This is a genomic window from Anaerovorax odorimutans, from assembly GCF_024459955.1.
In the GTDB taxonomy this organism is placed as follows: domain Bacteria; phylum Bacillota; class Clostridia; order Peptostreptococcales; family Anaerovoracaceae; genus Hominibacterium; species Hominibacterium odorimutans_A.
In genome coordinates, this window is record NZ_JANFXK010000013.1 from 1 (window position 1) to 17,234 (window position 17,234).

17 protein-coding genes are annotated in these 17,234 nt (G+C 48.8%); 1 reads left to right on the forward strand and 16 read right to left on the reverse strand.

The window, feature by feature from the left end; all coding sequences use genetic code 11:
• The first annotated feature begins 371 nt into the window (after positions 1-371).
• Positions 372-1,385 carry a Fic family protein gene (locus tag NE619_RS11725; RefSeq protein ID WP_256132611.1) on the forward strand — a complete coding sequence of 338 codons (1,014 nt, stop codon included), beginning with the start codon at positions 372-374 and terminating at the stop codon, positions 1,383-1,385.
• Between the two features lie 61 nt (positions 1,386-1,446).
• On the opposite strand, the gene NE619_RS11730 is transcribed toward NE619_RS11725, so the two are convergent.
• The 16 genes from NE619_RS11730 to NE619_RS11805 all read right to left on the reverse strand — a co-directional run bounded on the left by NE619_RS11730 (position 1,447) and on the right by NE619_RS11805 (position 17,231).
• The gene (locus NE619_RS11730) at positions 1,447-3,183 is read right to left on the reverse strand and encodes a sigma 54-interacting transcriptional regulator (protein ID WP_256132612.1); all 1,737 of its coding nucleotides are present in this window, start codon (positions 3,181-3,183) and stop codon (positions 1,447-1,449) included.
• Between the two features lie 56 nt (positions 3,184-3,239).
• Positions 3,240-4,193: a phosphoglycerate dehydrogenase gene (locus NE619_RS11735; RefSeq protein ID WP_256132613.1), complete on the reverse strand. Its 954-nt coding sequence runs from the start codon at positions 4,191-4,193 to the stop codon at positions 3,240-3,242.
• A gap of 1 nt (position 4,194) precedes the next feature.
• On the reverse strand, positions 4,195-5,184 hold the full coding sequence (locus tag NE619_RS11740; RefSeq protein WP_256132614.1) for a 2-dehydro-3-deoxygalactonokinase: 990 nt from the start codon (positions 5,182-5,184) through the stop codon (positions 4,195-4,197).
• Complete coding sequence (locus NE619_RS11745) at positions 5,181-5,831, reverse strand: bifunctional 4-hydroxy-2-oxoglutarate aldolase/2-dehydro-3-deoxy-phosphogluconate aldolase (RefSeq protein ID WP_256132615.1); 651 nt, start codon at positions 5,829-5,831, stop codon at positions 5,181-5,183. The genes NE619_RS11740 and NE619_RS11745 overlap by 4 nt, the downstream gene beginning before the upstream one ends.
• A gap of 5 nt (positions 5,832-5,836) precedes the next feature.
• The gene (locus NE619_RS11750; RefSeq protein WP_256132616.1) at positions 5,837-6,826 is read right to left on the reverse strand and encodes a zinc-binding dehydrogenase; all 990 of its coding nucleotides are present in this window, start codon (positions 6,824-6,826) and stop codon (positions 5,837-5,839) included.
• A gap of 39 nt (positions 6,827-6,865) precedes the next feature.
• Complete coding sequence (locus NE619_RS11755; protein ID WP_256132617.1) at positions 6,866-8,107, reverse strand: lactate racemase domain-containing protein; 1,242 nt, start codon at positions 8,105-8,107, stop codon at positions 6,866-6,868.
• Positions 8,108-8,124: 17 nt separating this feature from the next.
• Entirely contained in the window at positions 8,125-8,535 is a 411-nt protein-coding gene (locus tag NE619_RS11760; protein ID WP_256132618.1) for a hypothetical protein, read from the reverse strand.
• A gap of 20 nt (positions 8,536-8,555) precedes the next feature.
• Positions 8,556-9,080: a hypothetical protein gene (locus NE619_RS11765; protein WP_256132619.1), complete on the reverse strand. Its 525-nt coding sequence runs from the start codon at positions 9,078-9,080 to the stop codon at positions 8,556-8,558.
• Positions 9,081-9,130: 50 nt separating this feature from the next.
• A complete protein-coding gene (locus tag NE619_RS11770) occupies positions 9,131-9,418 on the reverse strand; it encodes a hypothetical protein (RefSeq protein ID WP_256132620.1) in 288 nt (95 codons plus the stop codon).
• Between the two features lie 18 nt (positions 9,419-9,436).
• Positions 9,437-11,065, reverse strand: coding sequence for a sodium:solute symporter family protein (locus tag NE619_RS11775; RefSeq protein ID WP_256132621.1), 1,629 nt, complete (start codon positions 11,063-11,065; stop codon positions 9,437-9,439).
• Between the two features lie 27 nt (positions 11,066-11,092).
• Positions 11,093-11,329, reverse strand: a complete 237-nt coding sequence (locus NE619_RS11780; RefSeq protein WP_256132622.1) for a hypothetical protein — start codon at positions 11,327-11,329, stop codon at positions 11,093-11,095.
• 31 nt (positions 11,330-11,360) lie between these two features.
• Positions 11,361-12,137 (reverse strand): SDR family NAD(P)-dependent oxidoreductase, encoded by a 777-nt coding sequence (locus tag NE619_RS11785; RefSeq protein ID WP_256132623.1) that lies wholly within the window; start codon positions 12,135-12,137, stop codon positions 11,361-11,363.
• A 24-nt stretch (positions 12,138-12,161) separates the two neighbouring features.
• On the reverse strand, positions 12,162-13,373 hold the full coding sequence (locus tag NE619_RS11790; protein WP_256132624.1) for an iron-containing alcohol dehydrogenase: 1,212 nt from the start codon (positions 13,371-13,373) through the stop codon (positions 12,162-12,164).
• A 41-nt stretch (positions 13,374-13,414) separates the two neighbouring features.
• Positions 13,415-14,851, reverse strand: a complete 1,437-nt coding sequence (locus NE619_RS11795) for an aldehyde dehydrogenase family protein (RefSeq protein ID WP_256132625.1) — start codon at positions 14,849-14,851, stop codon at positions 13,415-13,417.
• Between the two features lie 230 nt (positions 14,852-15,081).
• Positions 15,082-16,134 (reverse strand): zinc-dependent alcohol dehydrogenase, encoded by a 1,053-nt coding sequence (locus NE619_RS11800; RefSeq protein WP_256132626.1) that lies wholly within the window; start codon positions 16,132-16,134, stop codon positions 15,082-15,084.
• Positions 16,131-17,231: a glycerol dehydrogenase gene (locus NE619_RS11805; protein WP_256132627.1), complete on the reverse strand. Its 1,101-nt coding sequence runs from the start codon at positions 17,229-17,231 to the stop codon at positions 16,131-16,133. The genes NE619_RS11800 and NE619_RS11805 overlap by 4 nt, the downstream gene beginning before the upstream one ends.
• Positions 17,232-17,234: the final 3 nt, after the last annotated feature.

Genomic DNA, 17,234 nt, shown 5'->3' on the forward strand with positions numbered 1-17,234 from the left:
TCTTCACCATTTCTTGTTCTCTTGAATAACTGAAATCCATTTCTCTTCCTCCTGTAGTGTGGAATTATATTCTCTTCCTTTCGTGGAATTCTATCTGCCTACTTATATATCAAGAAGCGTGCCAAAACTTCCAGAGATGCGATTTATTTTTTTAATCGTTGAAATTTCAATGGTTTGATGTGGTTTTTCTGATGAGTTCCGGAAAGAATAAGATGGGACTTCAGTGATGCAGAAATTATATTGATGCCCGGGAGCATCAAGGGAATAATCCCATTTCTATGGAAGATGTTATAATTGAAATAAAAATTTCGAAATGATATACTCTAACAAGATGATTTTGCTTTTAATGCAATCAAACCGAGGTGTTTAAATTGAGTGAATATAAGCCGCCGTTTCATATGACGGATAACATGACCGTCTTAGTTGGAGAAATAAGTGAACAGGTGGGACGAATTACGGTCTTGCAGCAGGGCACCATAGGTCCGCATCTGCGGCGAGAAAACCGGATCAAAACCATCCATTCCTCTCTGGCAATCGAGCACAATTCGCTGTCTCTGGAACAGGTAACCGCCATACTGGACGGAAAGCGCGTGCTTGGAAACCCCAATGAAATCAAAGAGGTTCAAAATGCCTATGAAGCCTATGAAATGATGCTGCGGGTCAATCCCCTTTCAATAGATGATTTATTGAAAGCACATCGTCTGATGATGAATGGTCTGATCCGTGAAAACGGGACCTTCCGCTCCAAAGGCGTCGGGGTATTTGATGGTGAAGTACTGATGCACATGGCTCCCCCGGCAGAGTTGGTACCGGAACACGTTCATAATTTGTTTGATTGGTATCAGAAATCCCGAATGCACCCGCTGATTAAAAGCGCGATTTTCCATTACGAGTTTGAATTCATACATCCCTTTGCTGACGGCAACGGACGTATGGGAAGGATGTGGCACAGCATTCTTCTTGGACAGTGGAAGGAGTTGTTTTTCTGGCTTCCGATTGAAGAACTGATTCGGAGCAGGCAGAAGGAATATTACAATGCTCTCGGCATTGCCGACAAAGAGGCGGACAGCGCCTGCTTTGTGGAACTTATGCTGAAAATCATCAGAGACAGCCTGCAGCAAATGACAGTAGTCGGCAGCAAAAACGACCAAGATAGCGACCAAGATAGCGACCAAGATAATACTTTCGTAAATAAACTGCTGGAGGCTCTGGGTGATCATACCCTTTCTGCCGCAGAGCTTATGGAGCGCCTGGATTTATCTCATAGACCGACCTTTCGCAAAAACTATTTGAATCCGGCATTGGAAAAGCATTTAATCGAACGCACGATTCCCGATAAACCACGCAGCAAAAACCAAAAATATAAAAAAATCCGACGGCCCTAGCCAATCGGAAAGTCACGAGACCTCTGCCCTGTTAACGGGGCCGGGGTCTCTATTTTATTTATTACAAGTTGTATTTTCGAAGCTTTCTCACCACCGTGGACTGATTGACCTTTAGCTTGTCGGCGATCTCTCTGGTGGTACCGCAGGTTTCCCTTGCCCTTTGGAACATTAGTTTTTCAAGGGCTTCCGTTGCCTCATTCAATGACATGCCATCGCTGTTTTCCAAAACGGCGCCCACCATTTTCTGAGACGGGCTGCGCATTTCCTGGGTTACCCACGGCAGATCCTCCGTTTGCAGATAGTCGTTGCTGCTGACGATTACCATATTTTCAATGACATTTTTCAGCTGTCTTACATTGCCCGCCCACGGATATTTTTCCAGCTCCTTTATGACCTCATGGGTCAAAAGCTTTTCCTGATTATAAAGTTCATTATACCGACGCAGGTATAGAAAAGCCAGCGGCATGATGTCATCGACCCGCTTTCGCAGAGGCGGAACATCAATCTGCACCACGTTAAGCCGGTAATAGAGGTCTTCCCGAAAGGTTCCTTCCTCAACCATCTGAGCCAGATCCCGGTTTGTGGCGGCAATGATCCTCACGTCAATGTTTTTGGATTCTACCGCGCCCACACGGCGAATTTCTTTGGATTCCAGAAAGCGGAGCAGCTTTACCTGAAAGTCCAAAGGGGTTTCCCCGATTTCATCGAGAAATACCGTGCCGCCGTCAGCAGCTTCCAGCAGGCCTTCTTTTCCCGCCTGCACGGCGCCCGTAAAAGCGCCCTTCTCATAGCCAAACAGTTCTGATTCCAGCAAGTTGGCGGGAATTGCCCCGCAGTTGAGAACAACAAACGGTTTTTCGCTGCGCAGGCTATTGTTGTGAATATACTTGGCAACTTCCTCTTTCCCCACCCCCGACTCGCCCAAAATAAGCACGGTAGCCTGAAAATTAGCTACTTTTTTAGCCAAAGACAGAATGCTGCGCATTTCCTTGCTGGCTGCCAGGATCGGACTCTTTCCGTTATTCTCCATATAGCTTGCCGGCTCCGAATAGCTTTCCAGGTACATTTTTCCCATTTCCCTGGAGCGCTGCAGCTCTTCGGTCAGTTCATAGATCTCAGTGATATCTCTGGCATTGATAACAATTTTTTTGATATTGCCTTTTTTATCAAATACCGGGCGGCCTGTAACGATGATGTGACGGCCGGACTTTACAATTTGCCGCTTGGACACGGGCTGTTTTTGTTCTGCGACGATATATGCCACAGAATTGGGCATCCATACGGGATTTATCAGATCCTTCATGGTTTTGCCCTCCATGTCCTTCTTTCGAATCTCCGCCACCCGCTCATAAGAATGATTGGCATACAGAATTTTCCCTTCAGCGTCCGTCACCAGAATCCCGTCAAAGGACCCTTCCAGAATCTCTTCCAGTTCTCTGTTCAGTTCTTTTTGATAGGAAAGCTCTGACCGCAGGAGTTTGTTTTCATAAATATCGAGAATCAAAAATACGGTATCCTTCTGTTTGCCGCTTGTCTCCATTTGAAAAGGCAGCACGTAATAATCTTTATCGTTAATATTCGTTTTAAAGATCTGCTCATCCAGACTATCCACATCATTGAATTCAGGAATTATATCTTCCAGCTTTTTATGAATCGCAGAAGCCTCGTCTATGCCCCAGGCAGATTCCACAGCCCGGTTCAGCAGCCGGATCCGGTTGGCCTGATCCGTTACAATAATCCCATTGGGGCTGCTGTCAATAATATCTTTAAATAACTTTGAATCTTTTTCGTCTGGCATATGTATACACCTCTTTCTACTCCGCTCCTGTGCTTGATGCTATATATGCTCCTGTTTTATACAACGCAAAATTGCAAGGGTTCCCCTTTCATCAGCGAAACGGCATTTTGGGCGCAGATCATGCTTACTGCCTCCATCGCTTCTTTAGAGTACATTCCGATATGCGGCGTTATGACTACATTATCCAGGTCCCTCAGCGAGTTTTGAGCGCTCAGCGGTTCCCTTTCCAGGACATCCAGTGCTGCGCCGGAAAGCTTTCCCGAAACGAGCGCTACAGCCAGAGCCTGCTCGTCTGCGATGCCTCCTCTGGATGTATTGACAATAAAGGCTCCTGGTTTCATTTTTTCTATAGTCCCAGCCGATATAATATGTCTGGTTTCCTCGTTCAAAGGGAGGTGGGCTGAGAAAATATCACTCTCGGCCAAAACCAGATCTTTATGCGCAAGGGTTACAAAATCGGCAAATTCGTCGGGGATTCGATCCAAATACGGGTCGTATGCCAGAATCTTCATAGAAAAGCCCCTGGCCCTGAGCGCTACATTTCTGGCAATGGCGCCAAACCCCAAAAGTCCCAGAGTCTTGCCGAAAACATCGCAGCCTGTGACCGTCTTCCACTCCCCGTTTCGTACCGTGCGGTCCGCATAGGAGATCCTTCTTGCCAGGTCCAGAATCAGGCCAAAGGTCAAATCCGCCACTGCGTTGGCATTGGTTCCCGGTGCGTTGCAAACTTTTATTCCGGCTTCCCTGGCGGCTTTTAGCGGAATGTTGTCCAGCCCGGTCCCATGCTTTAAGATCAGCTCCAACCCCGTGCATCGTTTTATCGTTTTCGCAGGGAACTCGTGGCCGCCGATAATGAGAACCTGATAATCTCCAATTTTATTTTCGAATTCCGTCGGGTCGAAATCCCGGTTATAAAAATCCACTTGATACCCGGCGGCCTCCAGCATCCCCAGAGGCTCATCACTGATCTGCCCAAAGGATCTGGAAGTAATCAATATTCTTTTGTTCATTTCATTCTCCTCTTGACCGGATAATTTTTTCAAGTCCTTTTACTCCATAGGGCCGTTCATCCGTATCCCGCAGCCAGATGATTTCGGAAACCATATTGCTGTCCCGGAACAAACAACTGTACAGCTGGTACATAAATTCGTTTCCCATCAGGATCACATTTCTGCAGTCCGGCCATACGTTGGCGCAGTAGTACTCAATCGCCTGGCGAACGCCTCCGTTTATGACCCCCTCGGCAAAGGAAAACCGCTCTTTGGGGCTTCCCTGTTCAAAGATACGCATGGCGTGGGCAATGTAGATCGCCCGGTTAAATCCAAAGTCGATCAGGCTCCGATAGCCCCTTTCCACCATCTTCTCATTTAAATCCTCAGCCCCTGAAAGAATCGGCGCTAAGATGGTTTCTTCCTTCAGCGCGTAAAAAAGTTCTCCGGTAAAGCTGGAAAGGATTCCTTTTATCCTTTCTCCCTTTACATATGCCACATGGGTGTGGGATCCCGGCAGAATTACCGCCGAACCGCCGGGAAGCTCCTTGATCTCATCCAGCGCGCCGATCACCTGGATTTCTTCGCCCCTCATATTATTGACGAAAGAGAAATCAAAGCTGTCGGTTTTCAGGCCCGGAACCAGAATTATATCGCGTTGGAAACAAACGTCCTCTCTGTATCGGTACAGACTCCGGGAAAACTCGCCCACCGTTACAGGTGCCTGGCAGTGGGGAACTTCCTCCAACCCGTAAGGTGAAGTGACCATTCCCGAGGCAAAAATTTGCTCTACGTCGCAGTCTGTAAATCCGCGGGACGCAAGAGCCTCATCGTAGAGAGCTTTCATGCCTGTTATCAAAATCCGGCTGCTGCCGGATATGGCCGAATCCTTGGAGCCAATGGCCTTTTTCTTCCAGCAGAGGATATGAAAATTCCTATCCAGCAGATAGATTCTGGTGTTGGTTGTTCCAGAATCAAAATAGGCAATGATCCCATTCTTTCTGCTACTCATATTCCTGCCAGGACTTCCATATATTTTTCAGCAATATCCCTAATCGTCCCGAACTGTTTTTTCCTGACTAAATCAGGACTGACCAGTTTTCCCCCGCATCCCACTGCGCTGGCTCCGGCCCGGATAAAGGCCCCGCAGTTTTCCGGACCGATTCCGCCGACTGCTGTCAGCGGGATGTGCCCCAGCGGACCTCGCAGCGCTTTTATGTAGTCAGGGCCCAGCAGCCCGGCCGGAAAGACTTTGACCAGATCAGCGCCGTACCGGTAGGCCTCCGCCACCTCTGTGGCAGTCATGGCGCCGGGAATCGAAACCAGATCCAGTATTCTGGTTTTCTCAATTACTGCTTCATCCGTATTGGGGGAAATTATGTATTGGGCTCCGGCTTTTGCGGCCAGCTCCACCTGTACGGCGGACATGGCTGTTCCGGCTCCTACACAGAGCTTCCCGTCAAACTGCGTGCGGATTTGTTCTATGGAAGAAAGGGTATTTCTGAAATCACTGCCAGACTGATCAAATGTCACTTCCATGCAGGTGACGCCTCCCTGATGCAGCGCCTCTGCTAAATCCAATATTTCAGCACAGGATATGCCCCTGATAATCGCGATCAATTTGTTTTTCTTTATCTGTTGTAAAACCGTCTCTCTCATGTCTGTCACCTCATAACCGCTACAATCTTTCCCGACACATGGCGGGTTTTCAGCTCCGCCAGTCCTTCCGGGATTTCTTCCAGCCGGATCCTGCGGATGGCGGGAAGTTTGATCTTGGATTCCAGCAGCAGCCGGGTATAGCGTTCTCCGATTTCCGCAAGCTTTTTCTGCGCCCGAAGGTCCCCGTTTATATGGGCCCCGCCCAAGGCCACCTCATGGATGGACATACCCTTTTCATAAAACCGCAGTCTGCTGAAATCGGGAAGCTCCACAACGGCTACCAGCTCTCCGCTGAAGGCCAGCAGGTCAATATCCTTTGTGGCCGTCTCGCTGTCCACCGTGTTAACAACGTAATCTACACCCCGTCCATCGGTAAGCTCCAGAACTCTCTGTCCAATGTCCTCATCCCGGTAGTGAATAATCTCATCAGCTCCCAGGCTTTTGACATATTGGTCGTTTCTGGCCGAGCAGGTACTGAACACCCTTGCGCCTTTTAGCTTTGCCAGCTGAACTCCGTATCCGCCCACACCTCCGGCACCTCCGTGGATCAGTATGGTCTTGCTGGAATCCAGCTTCAGCTTTTCAATCACTGCCTGATAAGCGGTAAAGCCGGAGCATGGCAGCGCTGCCGCTGATTCGAAGTCAATTTCCTGCGGCAGTCTGCTCACAGTATGGGCCGTGGTACAGGCGTATTCGGCAAAACCCCCGCTGCATTCCGCCAGGCTTCCGTGGTAAAATACCCTCTCACCGGGAGCAAATCCCGTCACTCGGCTGCCCAGGGCATCCACAATCCCTGCCACATCCAACCCCAGAACCGGGGGCTGTTCCCACTGTACGTCTCCCCACCCCTCGGCCAGCTTATAGTCCACGGGGTTGAGTCCCACAGCCATTACCCGGACCCGAATTTCATTATCTCCGGGCTGGGGGATCTGCCTTTCTTCCGTATATTTCAAATTGTCCAAATGGCCGGTTTGCGTAAGTACGATCGCTTTCATTATTCATCCTCCTTTTCCATTCTTTTATCAGGACTGCGTTCATTTTGCTTTGCATCCAATTTTAAATTTTTCTTCATCCGTACAGAGGGGAAGCATGTTCTCCGATACTTGAATCTCTGTCAGATGCAGAGTGTCCTGAATTTTTACTACTTTGGCGTCGTTGACGTCGATACCGCTGCAGGTCTGGATCGCGGCCCGCAGCCCCTCTTCCTCATCCTTTACAATGACCGGAATCCTTCCCGCTTCCGGATTTCCCGAGGCAATGCAGTTGGTATACGTGGACGAAAACTCCATCTGCCGATACGCCTCCTCCGTTATAAAGTCCGCCACCCCGCAGCCGGTAGCGTTGTTGTGGGTTCCGGCTGACAGCCCCAGCACCAGGATTCGTTTAATATCCGGTCCGTCAAAATTTTCGATCTTACCTACGGATCTGCGGCCTGTGATGTTGGGGTCCATCCCGGCTCCGGTGATATCCTTGCCGATCTGCTCCACGATCAGCACATCGATTTGGTCAAACTGAAGGCGCGGCATCAGCTTCTTGCTGATTTCCAGCAGCTGCGGTTCTCGCTCCATAATGCAATCTCCCGGTACAGCCTCCACGTCGTAGGTCTCTTCATGGCCGTTCTCAATGATAGCTACACCAAAGGGAATGTTGAGCTTTTCCAGCATTACGGCCGCCACCTGCGGGATCAGCTTGGAAAAACGGTCAAAGCCTTCCTGATGCAGCCTGGAACAGCCGTTATGCTTGCCGCCTCCGATAGCCAGCATTTTACATAATCCGCTCTCAATAGGCCCGTCAAAATCCGTATGGACCTTGACTCTTCCCACCGGTACAATGCCGTCCGCCCCAAAGGCGTTTTTATCTATATGTACGGGCACCCCATCCGGAGTCTCCCCGATTATCTTCGTATCCATAGCAGCGATGACAGGAACGTCCATCTCTTTTTCCCCGATCCCGTAGCCTTGCAGAATTTTTTTCTGTTCCTCTGCGATCCCTCCGCCATGGCTGCCCATAGCCGGAATAATAAACGGCTCCGCACCCAGCAGCAGTAAGCTGTCTATCGTCTGCCTTACAATTATATCCAAGTTGGAGATGCCGCGGCTTCCCACAAGCAAGGCAATTTTCTGACCGGGAAGAATCCTTTTTCGGATTGCTTCCTTTTGTATTTCGCTTTTTACTTTTTCGCGAATATCTTTTAGTTTGTTATTGGGAAACAGCTGTGTGACGGAATACATTTTCGGCAGCTTAATATCGTACGCACTCTTTGGCAATATGGACATGTTTTCACCTCGATTTTCTATTTCTTTCCCTTTTTACCGCCGTATGCCGGATAGGGCACAAAGATATGCCTGCGGTCAAAGGCATCGTATAGTTTCTTTTTTGTTTGATAACTCACCTGCGGAAGGTGGATGGCATGATTATACGCATCTGTCAGATCTTCCGTCTTTATAAAAAATTCTGCGGCAAATGTCCTCTGAAGCAGCGCGGCAAAAATTTCCGCCCGTTTGTCGGTGGGAACAGCCTGCAGATTGTCCATGGACCTTCGAAGCATGTTGACCGACAGCAGCAGCCATACACAAAGAAATACGAACAGATACGGCAGGACAGCCGCCAGTCCCAGGTAAAGACCGGCCGTCTTCATACAGACGATCAGAACCACCGACACGGTCAGGACAATTGTCACAGCAATATTTTGTAGTTTACTCATAACTTTCACCTCCCTGGCTGCTACAGATTAAAAGGATCTCCGTAGGTCTTGTACACCCGCATCTTTTTCCCAAGTACCCGATATCTCATGAGCCACAGCGGCCGATAGATAATCCTGCAGTTTCTCATATCAATGTCATATTCTCTCCAAGCTTTCAGATTCTTGGGCAGGATTTTGAAAAGCAGTTCTTTTCTTGCTGTCTCCGTAATTTTTTCAACGTTAGGCTCCTGATATGCCACCATCCCGTCTTCCAGCGTCATCTCTTCGGTTCCGAAGTCCGCCAGATCGGTAAAGGATTTCATTCTTCCCGTGCCCAGCTCCATGCTCACATATATGTGCTGCATTCTCTTTGCTTTCTTTGTCTTTCCTACATTGGCTATGTTGAATTCCATGACAGCAAAGGGAACATAAAGGAGCAGCAGCTGTTCGATGGCATAGGTTCTTTTTAAAAATCTGGTTACGATCATTCCTTTAATGATATGGGCCAGTTCTTTTTCAGCATCCGCCTTTTCTTTCACTAACTCTGTTGCCAGAATTTGTCTCATTGCGCACCTCTTTTTATACAGAGCGCGCCGGCTGGCGCGCCCTGCTTCATTTAGAACCAAATTGTATGCTTCCACACTTTGCAGGCTTCCCCTGCTTTAAAGTTTCCTTCGTAGATACGGTCCTCTGTCAGACCGATGGTCCCCTGCTCATTTTCCGGAAGGGTCCCGATTATTTTTGCCCGGCATGATTTGGAACCGCTCCACCCGATGGAGGCGTAAACAAACTCGCCGACCTTTGCTTCGATCGCATCCAAATCCTTTTGCGCAAGCCATGCACCCACGACCACATTCGGCTCTTCATGCTTTTTTATAGTTAAAGATAATTTTTTAATAGCCATCGTTTACTCCTTTCTTCTCTATTTCTCAACAATCTCTTTGATTTCTTCTGTTGAAAGATCAATATAGCCTTTTCCTCCCTTTGCTATGGAAGCCCAGTAGATTTCCTCTAACTTGGAAGAAGGCTGTGCGAAGTAAACCATGCCGTAATATTCTTCATCGGCTTTTTCCTGTTTGTGCCAGATCAGCTGGCCAATTACCAAAGCTGCCAGTGCCCAGACTGTTCCGGCCAGAGAATTGTACCAGCTGCATCCCGGAGTGCCATATGTACCGAAGCAGAAAGGCTTTAGGAACACATCCGGTATAAAGATCGCCAGCATAACGCCTACGATACTGGCCAGAATGACTAACGTCGCCGTATTGGAATGAATTTTCTTGGTTACGATACCCAGAATCGCCGCTATTACCATTCCTGGCATTACGGCCGATGTTACGCTGTAGAGCGCTGTCATCAGGGAATCAAACTGCATGAAGTATTTGGCGAATACAAACGGTACCACGACCGCAACGACAACGGATGAAATTCTGGAAACCAGCAGGTAATGCTTATCCGATTTCTTATCCCAGATCTGCATATAGATATCGTTTACAAAGATCGTTACGCCTGAATTGATATAGGTACTTCCTGTTGACATCATCGCAGACAGCAGGAAGGCCACGATAACGCCCAGAACGCCGGGCTGCGCGATGAGTCCTACCAGCACCAGAAATGATGCGCTGGTATCCGCCGGAGCCGCGACGACACCCTGTTCAGCCAATGATCTTAAAATGATTCCCGGCATACCTGTAAACAATACGCCAATAGGCATCAGTATCCCCATAAATACGCCCGTAACCAGTCTCGCCTGGTTGAGCGTTCTGGCTGCCAGGATCTTTTGGATGTTTCCCTGGTGAGCAAAATACCAGGCGGCCGTAATGGCGAAAGCTCCCCCGAAGAACATTCCCAGCTGTGGATAGTTGGGATCCAGCAGCGGCGTAAATAAACTTCTGTGACCGGTTGGCAGATTTGTCATCATTTCTGTAAAGCCTCCGGCCATCTTGACCCCGCTGAATACGATAAATCCGCCCCCGACAAAGATCAGTACGGCCTGCAGGGTGTCGGTAATCATGACTGCCATGATCCCTCCGGCCGTGGTATAAATAGCCGTTATAATCGAAATGGCCATCATACCGATAAATACGTCCAATCCAAACATGGTGTTAAGCATAACGCCTACCGCATAGGCGTTGAAGGACATCAGCGCCAGCATGAAAATCAGCATGGCGATGGAGCTTACCACTCTTGTCTTTTTATCAAATCTCCGTTCCATATACTCCGGTACGGAATAGATTCCCGACAGAAAATAGATGGGAACGCCGATCGCCAGGAACAGTACCGCCCATCCGCAGTCATCCAGGTACATCTGGAAGGCCGCGAACCCCGCGTCGTACCCTGTCTGCGAATAGGAGACAATATCCTGCGCGCTGATCAGTACGGTCATAAATGCCAGTGAGCAGATCCACCACGGCAGCTTCTTACTGGCCACAAAGAATTCTCCCTGGTTTTTTACTCTTCTTCCGAAGAACAGGCCGATTCCGATAACTACTAAAATATATATTGCGATAATAACCCAGTCGATTTGATGCAAGGTAAATACTTTTGTTTCCACTTTATAATCACTCCTTCCTGGCTTGTCCTAAAGTATCGTGTCATGAAGCGGGAACATCTGCGGAAACACAAAATGCCAAATTGCTTCACCGATTGGGAATACCAAACAGATCCAGATAACGATTGCCAGCACGACTTTTCCTCCCGGCTTATCTGAAGAAAAATCTCCGGCTTTCCATAAAATAATAAATCCAATGATTGCGAGTGGAATATGCATCGCATATTCCACCAGCCAAGGTCCTACTTGCTCATATATAGGTGTCATAATTTATCCTCCTAACTCAGCTTACCTATTTCTATGCTCCGTTATATAAGAAACCTCCGTCTACAGGAATGGTGACTCCCGTCACATAGTTTCCCGCATCCGATGCCAGATAGACCGCACAGGCGCCTAACTCTTCCACATCGCCCCAATCGCCCAGAGGAATTTTATTTTTGATGCTTTCAAACAGCTCTTTGTTATCCTGTACCGGCTGGGTCAGCTCTGTCTTAAACCAGCCCGGCGCGATTCCGTTGACCTGAATGTTGTAGGGCGCGTATTCCAGAGCAGCCGCTTTAGTAAACTGAATGACGGCTCCTTTGCTGGCCGTATAGGCCGGCGCCTCTACGAGCCCCAGGAAAGAGGCCATCGATGCTACGTTGATGATTTTTCCTCTTTTGTTTTTAATCATTTCGTTGCCGAAAATCTTGGTTGCCAGAAATACGGAATCGGCATTGACGGACATTACCTTACGCCAGTCTTCAAATTTGTAGTCCCTGATATAGCCCCTCTGTTCGACGCCCTGGGAATTTACCAGAATATCGATTTTACCGAACTTTGCTATAACTTCATCTCTCAGCCGGTTAAGATCTTCTTCTCTCGTGGAATCTACAGAAGTCAGGAAGCTTTCCCTTCCCATGGCCTCGATTTCTTCCACTACTTTTTTCGCGTTTTCTTTGTTCCTGCTGGCCGGGATCACAACAGCGCCGTGATCGGCAAGGGTCAGTGCGATGCCCCTGCCGATTCCGCGGGTGCCGCCCAGGACAACCGCCACTTTACCAGTCAGGTCAAAGCTTATCTTCTTATAAGCCATCTCCTTCTCCTCTCGTAAAAAACGTTATTTTTTCAGTGTAAGGGCTTTTTCATAAAGCTTTTCAAAATCTTCGATTGTGGTTTCTCTTGGATTGGTGGATCGATCCCCGCCCTTCATAGCTTCTTCGGACAGTTTCTCAATATCGTCCTTGGTAACGTTCCAATCGGAAAGCGGCGGAATCGGCAGGGAATCAAGAAGCTCGTAAACCGTATCGACTGCCAGCTTAGCAGCCTCGATTTGATCCATTCCTGATGTATCTTTTCCGAACAGTTGCGCGATCTCAGCAATCTTATCCGGGTTGGAGTAAAGGTTGAACTCCATGGTCACCGGCAGACAAATAGCATTTCCTACGCCGTGAGGCACACCGAACATCGCTCCCAGAGGATGCGCCATGGAATGGGCGATTCCCAGGATTGTGTTGATAAAGCCCATGCCGGCCATCATGCTTCCCATCATCATGTCATAACGTGCGTCCTTATCGAATTCCCCCTTAAAGGTAGCTCTTTGCAGCGAACCTGCGATCAGCTTGATCGCCTTTCCGAGAATCGCGTCTGAAATAGGATCGCTGGCCCTGGAAATAAAACCTTCGATGGCATGGGTGAGCGCGTCCATTCCAGTGGCGGCTGTAAACAGCGGCGGAAGAGACGCCGTCAGCTCCGGATCACAGATTGCCAGCGAAGGGATATTGTAAGATCCACCGATAGCCATTTTCCACTCTTTTTCTACATCCGTTACTACTGCGAAGCAGGTGGCCTCTGCTCCGGTTCCCGCTGCTGTGGGAATGGCGATTACCGGCAGCGGAGCCTTCGGGAACAGGTCGCAGCCTTCATAATCACGAATGTCCCCGCCGTTGGTTACCATAATAGCTGCGGCCTTTGCCGGATCAATGGAGCTTCCGCCGCCCAGACCGATCAGCATATCCGCGTCTTTTGCCAGAGCCGTAACCTTTTCCACGGTTTCTACCGATGGGTTGGCTTCGCATTTGTCAAAGATGGAATATTCGATGTTGGCATCGCTGAGTGAATCAAGAACCTTCTGCGCCACACCGAACTTCACCAGGCCTTCATCTGTACAGACAACTACTTTTTTTCCGCCCAGACGTTTTACTTCGCTTCCTACCTTTTTAACGGCACCGTTTCCAAAGATAATGGACCCGGCCGGACTCCAGTTGAAAATTGAATCATGTCCCTTGAACAGATCATAATCCAACGGCAGTTGTGCAACTTGTCTAAACATATTTCTCCTCCATTTCTCTACTCTCTATTTTTAAAACGCCTTTATTTGTAAGCGTTTCTGAGTACGATTGATTTCACCTGACTCATTTCTTCCAGCGTATAGGTCCCGCCTTCCGCACCGATACCGCTCATCTTGTATCCGCCGAACGGCTGTCCGGGAGCACGATAGCAGCCTCCGCCGTTTACCACACAGCAGCCGGCTTCCATGGTTTTTGCTATGTGCATGCCCTTGTTGATATCGTTTGTAATAACCCCTCCTGACAAGCCATACATAGAAGCGTTGGAAATCTCACATGCCTCTTCTATTGTATCAAAGCCTATAATTGGCCACACAGGACCAAATATTTCCATGTCAAGCGCCACATCCATATCTTTCGTCACTTCAATCACAGTCGGTTCAATAAAGGTTCTGTCAAAGCGCTTGCCTCCCAGCAGCAGCTTACCGCCCTGCTTAATTGTCTCCTCTATATATCCTTCTACTTCGATGGCCGCTTTTTCACTGACCTGTGGGCCATACGTGCTTTCGGGGTCAAACTGGTTGCCCGGTTTTTCTTTTTTCAGCGCTTCGATCAGTTTTTCCGTAAATTCCCCTTTGATGGAGTTCTGTACCAGAATCCGCTTATTTGCGCAGCATACCTGACCGGAGCAGTAGGCCCTTCCGCCAATTACTTCCGCCACCGCGTAGTCCATGTCCGCATCTTCCAAAACAATCAGCGCGTCGTTTCCTCCCAGCTCCAGGGATACCCTCGTCAGGTTTTCCGCGCACTTCTTCGCGATTTCCGTCCCTACGGCCGTGCTGCCGGTAAAGGTAACGGCATCCACATCCTTGTTTGCGGTAATCCAGGAGCCTACTTTTCCGCCGCTTCCGGTAATAAAATTAACAGCCTTTGGCTCGACGCCCGCCTCCAGCAGCAGCCCAGCCATCTTCAGATTGCACAGTGGTGTTTCTGTCGCCGGTTTAATTACGACTGCGTTTCCCATCAGCAGCGCCGGAACGACTTTGTGGCAGAACAGCTCAAACGGGAAGTTGAACGGCAGAATGCACGCCACTACGCCGTGAGGCTCCCTTACGGTAATCATCATATCCGCTTCATTGGAATAATGATCTCCTGCCGGATAGGACTCACCCTTTAAGGTTCTGGCGGCATCACAGAAGTGTTCGATCAGACTGGCCGCATTGAGCACCTCCGCTTCCGCATGGCCCACTGTCTTACCCATCTCCTTCGCGGCCAATTCCACAAAGGCATCCTTTTCGCCAATGAATAGGTCGTGAAACTTCCTCAGAATGTCGATGCGCGTATGCAAGGGGATTTTCTCCCATACCTTCTGTCCCTCTTTCGCGGCGGCTACCGCCATTTTTACATCCTCCTCCGTAGCCATTGGAATGGTCTCGATGACTTCCATCGTTCCCGGGTCCAGCACATCTTTGACAGCCTTGTCAGAAGCATCTACATAGTTTCCTCCGATAATCATTTGCATAAATCAATTCCTCCTTATCGTTATTTTGTGCTTATATATAATCGCAAGCTCTGTGCCAAAATATTCTGAAACCATTTGCGCAACAAAAAAGGAGCTTGAAAATTCAAGCTCCAAAACAATAATTTTTTCTTTTTCGTCTTTTTTAAGTTTGATGCGTTTTTGCCTTTTAATGTAAAGTGTGTCCGTAATCCGAACAAGTCTGTCGAAATCCGGTCATTTTTTATGGGTTTTCAGAGGGTGCCCGTTTCATCCGGGTGCAGAATACATTTAAAAAAACCCTCTGGTTTTTCTCTGCGAACGCGCTCTATAAATTCGCCTCCCTCCGAAAGGGGTAGCATCCTGCTTATGGCATAATCGACACGGATCCGATCATTGGCGAGAAGCTCTATGGCCTCCGCAAGTTCTCCGCTGAAAGCACAGGATCCCTTTATGGTAAGTTCTCTGGTTATAAGTTTTGCCGCATTGAGAGAAAAAGAAGGCTTCAGATTGGCCAGAGTTACAAAAACGCCTCCCTTTCGCAGGATTTCGATTGCCTGGGAAAAGGTCGATTGCGCCCCTGCGGCATCCAGCACTTTATTGACTCCCCGGCCTGAAGTAATCTTCCGAATGGCAGATACTACGACCTGTTTGTTTGAGTTTATTACCCGATCGGCTCCCAGCTCTTTGGCAATCTCCATTTTCTTTTCGTTTCTTCCTATTACGATGATTTGAACTGGGTGAAGCAGCTTCAGCAATTGAACGCTGAACAGGGCAATGCTTCCCGTTCCCAGTACGGCAACCGTATCCTTTCTGTCGATCTTCATCTGTTTTATTGCATGAAGCGCTACAGATATGGGTTCTGCCAGCGACGCCTGGTCAAAGGTAATACTGGCTGGAATTTTATAGACAATATGCTCCGGTAAAACGATATATTGGCAGAAGGCTCCATGTTGGCGGTATTCGCTGCAGGAAACGCCCAGGACCCTGCGATGATTACACAAATTTACTTTTCCGTTCTGGCAGAATTCACATTCTCCGCAGTAGATCGTAGAATCGAAAGTAACGCGATCCCCTTTGGTAAATCGCGTTACTTTGCTTCCTGTCCGCTCTATAATACCACTGGCTTCGTGTCCCATTATAATAGGGGGAACTCTTCTTCCTGTGGTTCCACCGGCTCCTGCGATATCACTTCCGCAGACAGCTGCTGCTTTTATCTGAATCAAAACCTCTTTTGGACCTGGTACCGGTTTTTCTATATCAATGTATTCAAACTGCATATAGTCTTTCAGTATCAAGGCTTTCATGATTTTTCTTCCTCTTTTCGGCTGCGGCCAATAAAATCCGCTGCGAGGATGGCGTCCCTCAGGATATCCTGGTCAACATCAAAGGGCATATTGTGGGAAATGCCTATGTCGCTGCTGGCCTGTGCTGCGGCTGCAAGCTCTTCTTCCGTCAGGGAAAGTCCCAGTTCCGCGAGGCTCGTCGGCAGTCCGACTCTTTCAAAGAACGTATATACCTGTTCCAGTTCCGCGGCCGGAACATTTTCCGCAATCAGCTGCACTAACGTTCCGAAGGCAACGCATTCTCCATGTAGATAGCTGCCCTTTTTCAGCCGGGTAAACCCATTGTATATTCCGTGGGCAATGGCGCAGCCGTTGCTTTCAAAACCCACGCCGCTTAAATAAATGTTGGCTTCAATGACATTTTCCAGCGCTTTGGTGACGCAGTTGTTTTCTGCCGCCTGCTTTGCACGATATCCGTCTTCCAGCAGAATATCCCGGCAGAGGGCTGCCAGTGCAAAGGATGCATTGGTGCCCTTTCCCTGGAACATATTATCGGCATACGCATTTCGGCACGCGCGCGCTTCATAGAATGTGGCAAAGGCATCTCCGATGCCCGAAACCAGCAGCCTCACAGGTGCGCTGGCAATAATCTGTGTATCTGCCAATACCAGATCGGGATTTTGTTTAAGGAAAAAATCGTAGAGCCATTCGCCCTCACCGGAATACATAACGGCCAGAGAGCTGCAGGGCGCGTCCGTAGAGGCCGCAGTCGGAATTACAATCGTTTTAAAATTTCCTTTGCACCCCGCTGCTTTGGCGGCATCAATGGTTTTTCCGCCGCCGCAGCCCGCTATGGCCCCGCAGTTTTTTTCCTCGGCAAGTTTAATGACGCGCTCTACTTCCTCTTCCGTGCTCTCTCCGGAAAAAATTGCGAAGCAAAGCTCTGTTCCTGTATCGACTGTGCCTTTCTGAAGCTTATCCTTTACCAGCGGAAGGACATCCCGGTCCGCCAGCAGCAGGATTCGTTCTCCATAAGGCGCAAGATAGGTTCCGGCCCGCTCAAGAACGTCCCTCCCCTGTATGTATTTGGAAGGAGAGCCTAAGATATTTACATTCATTTT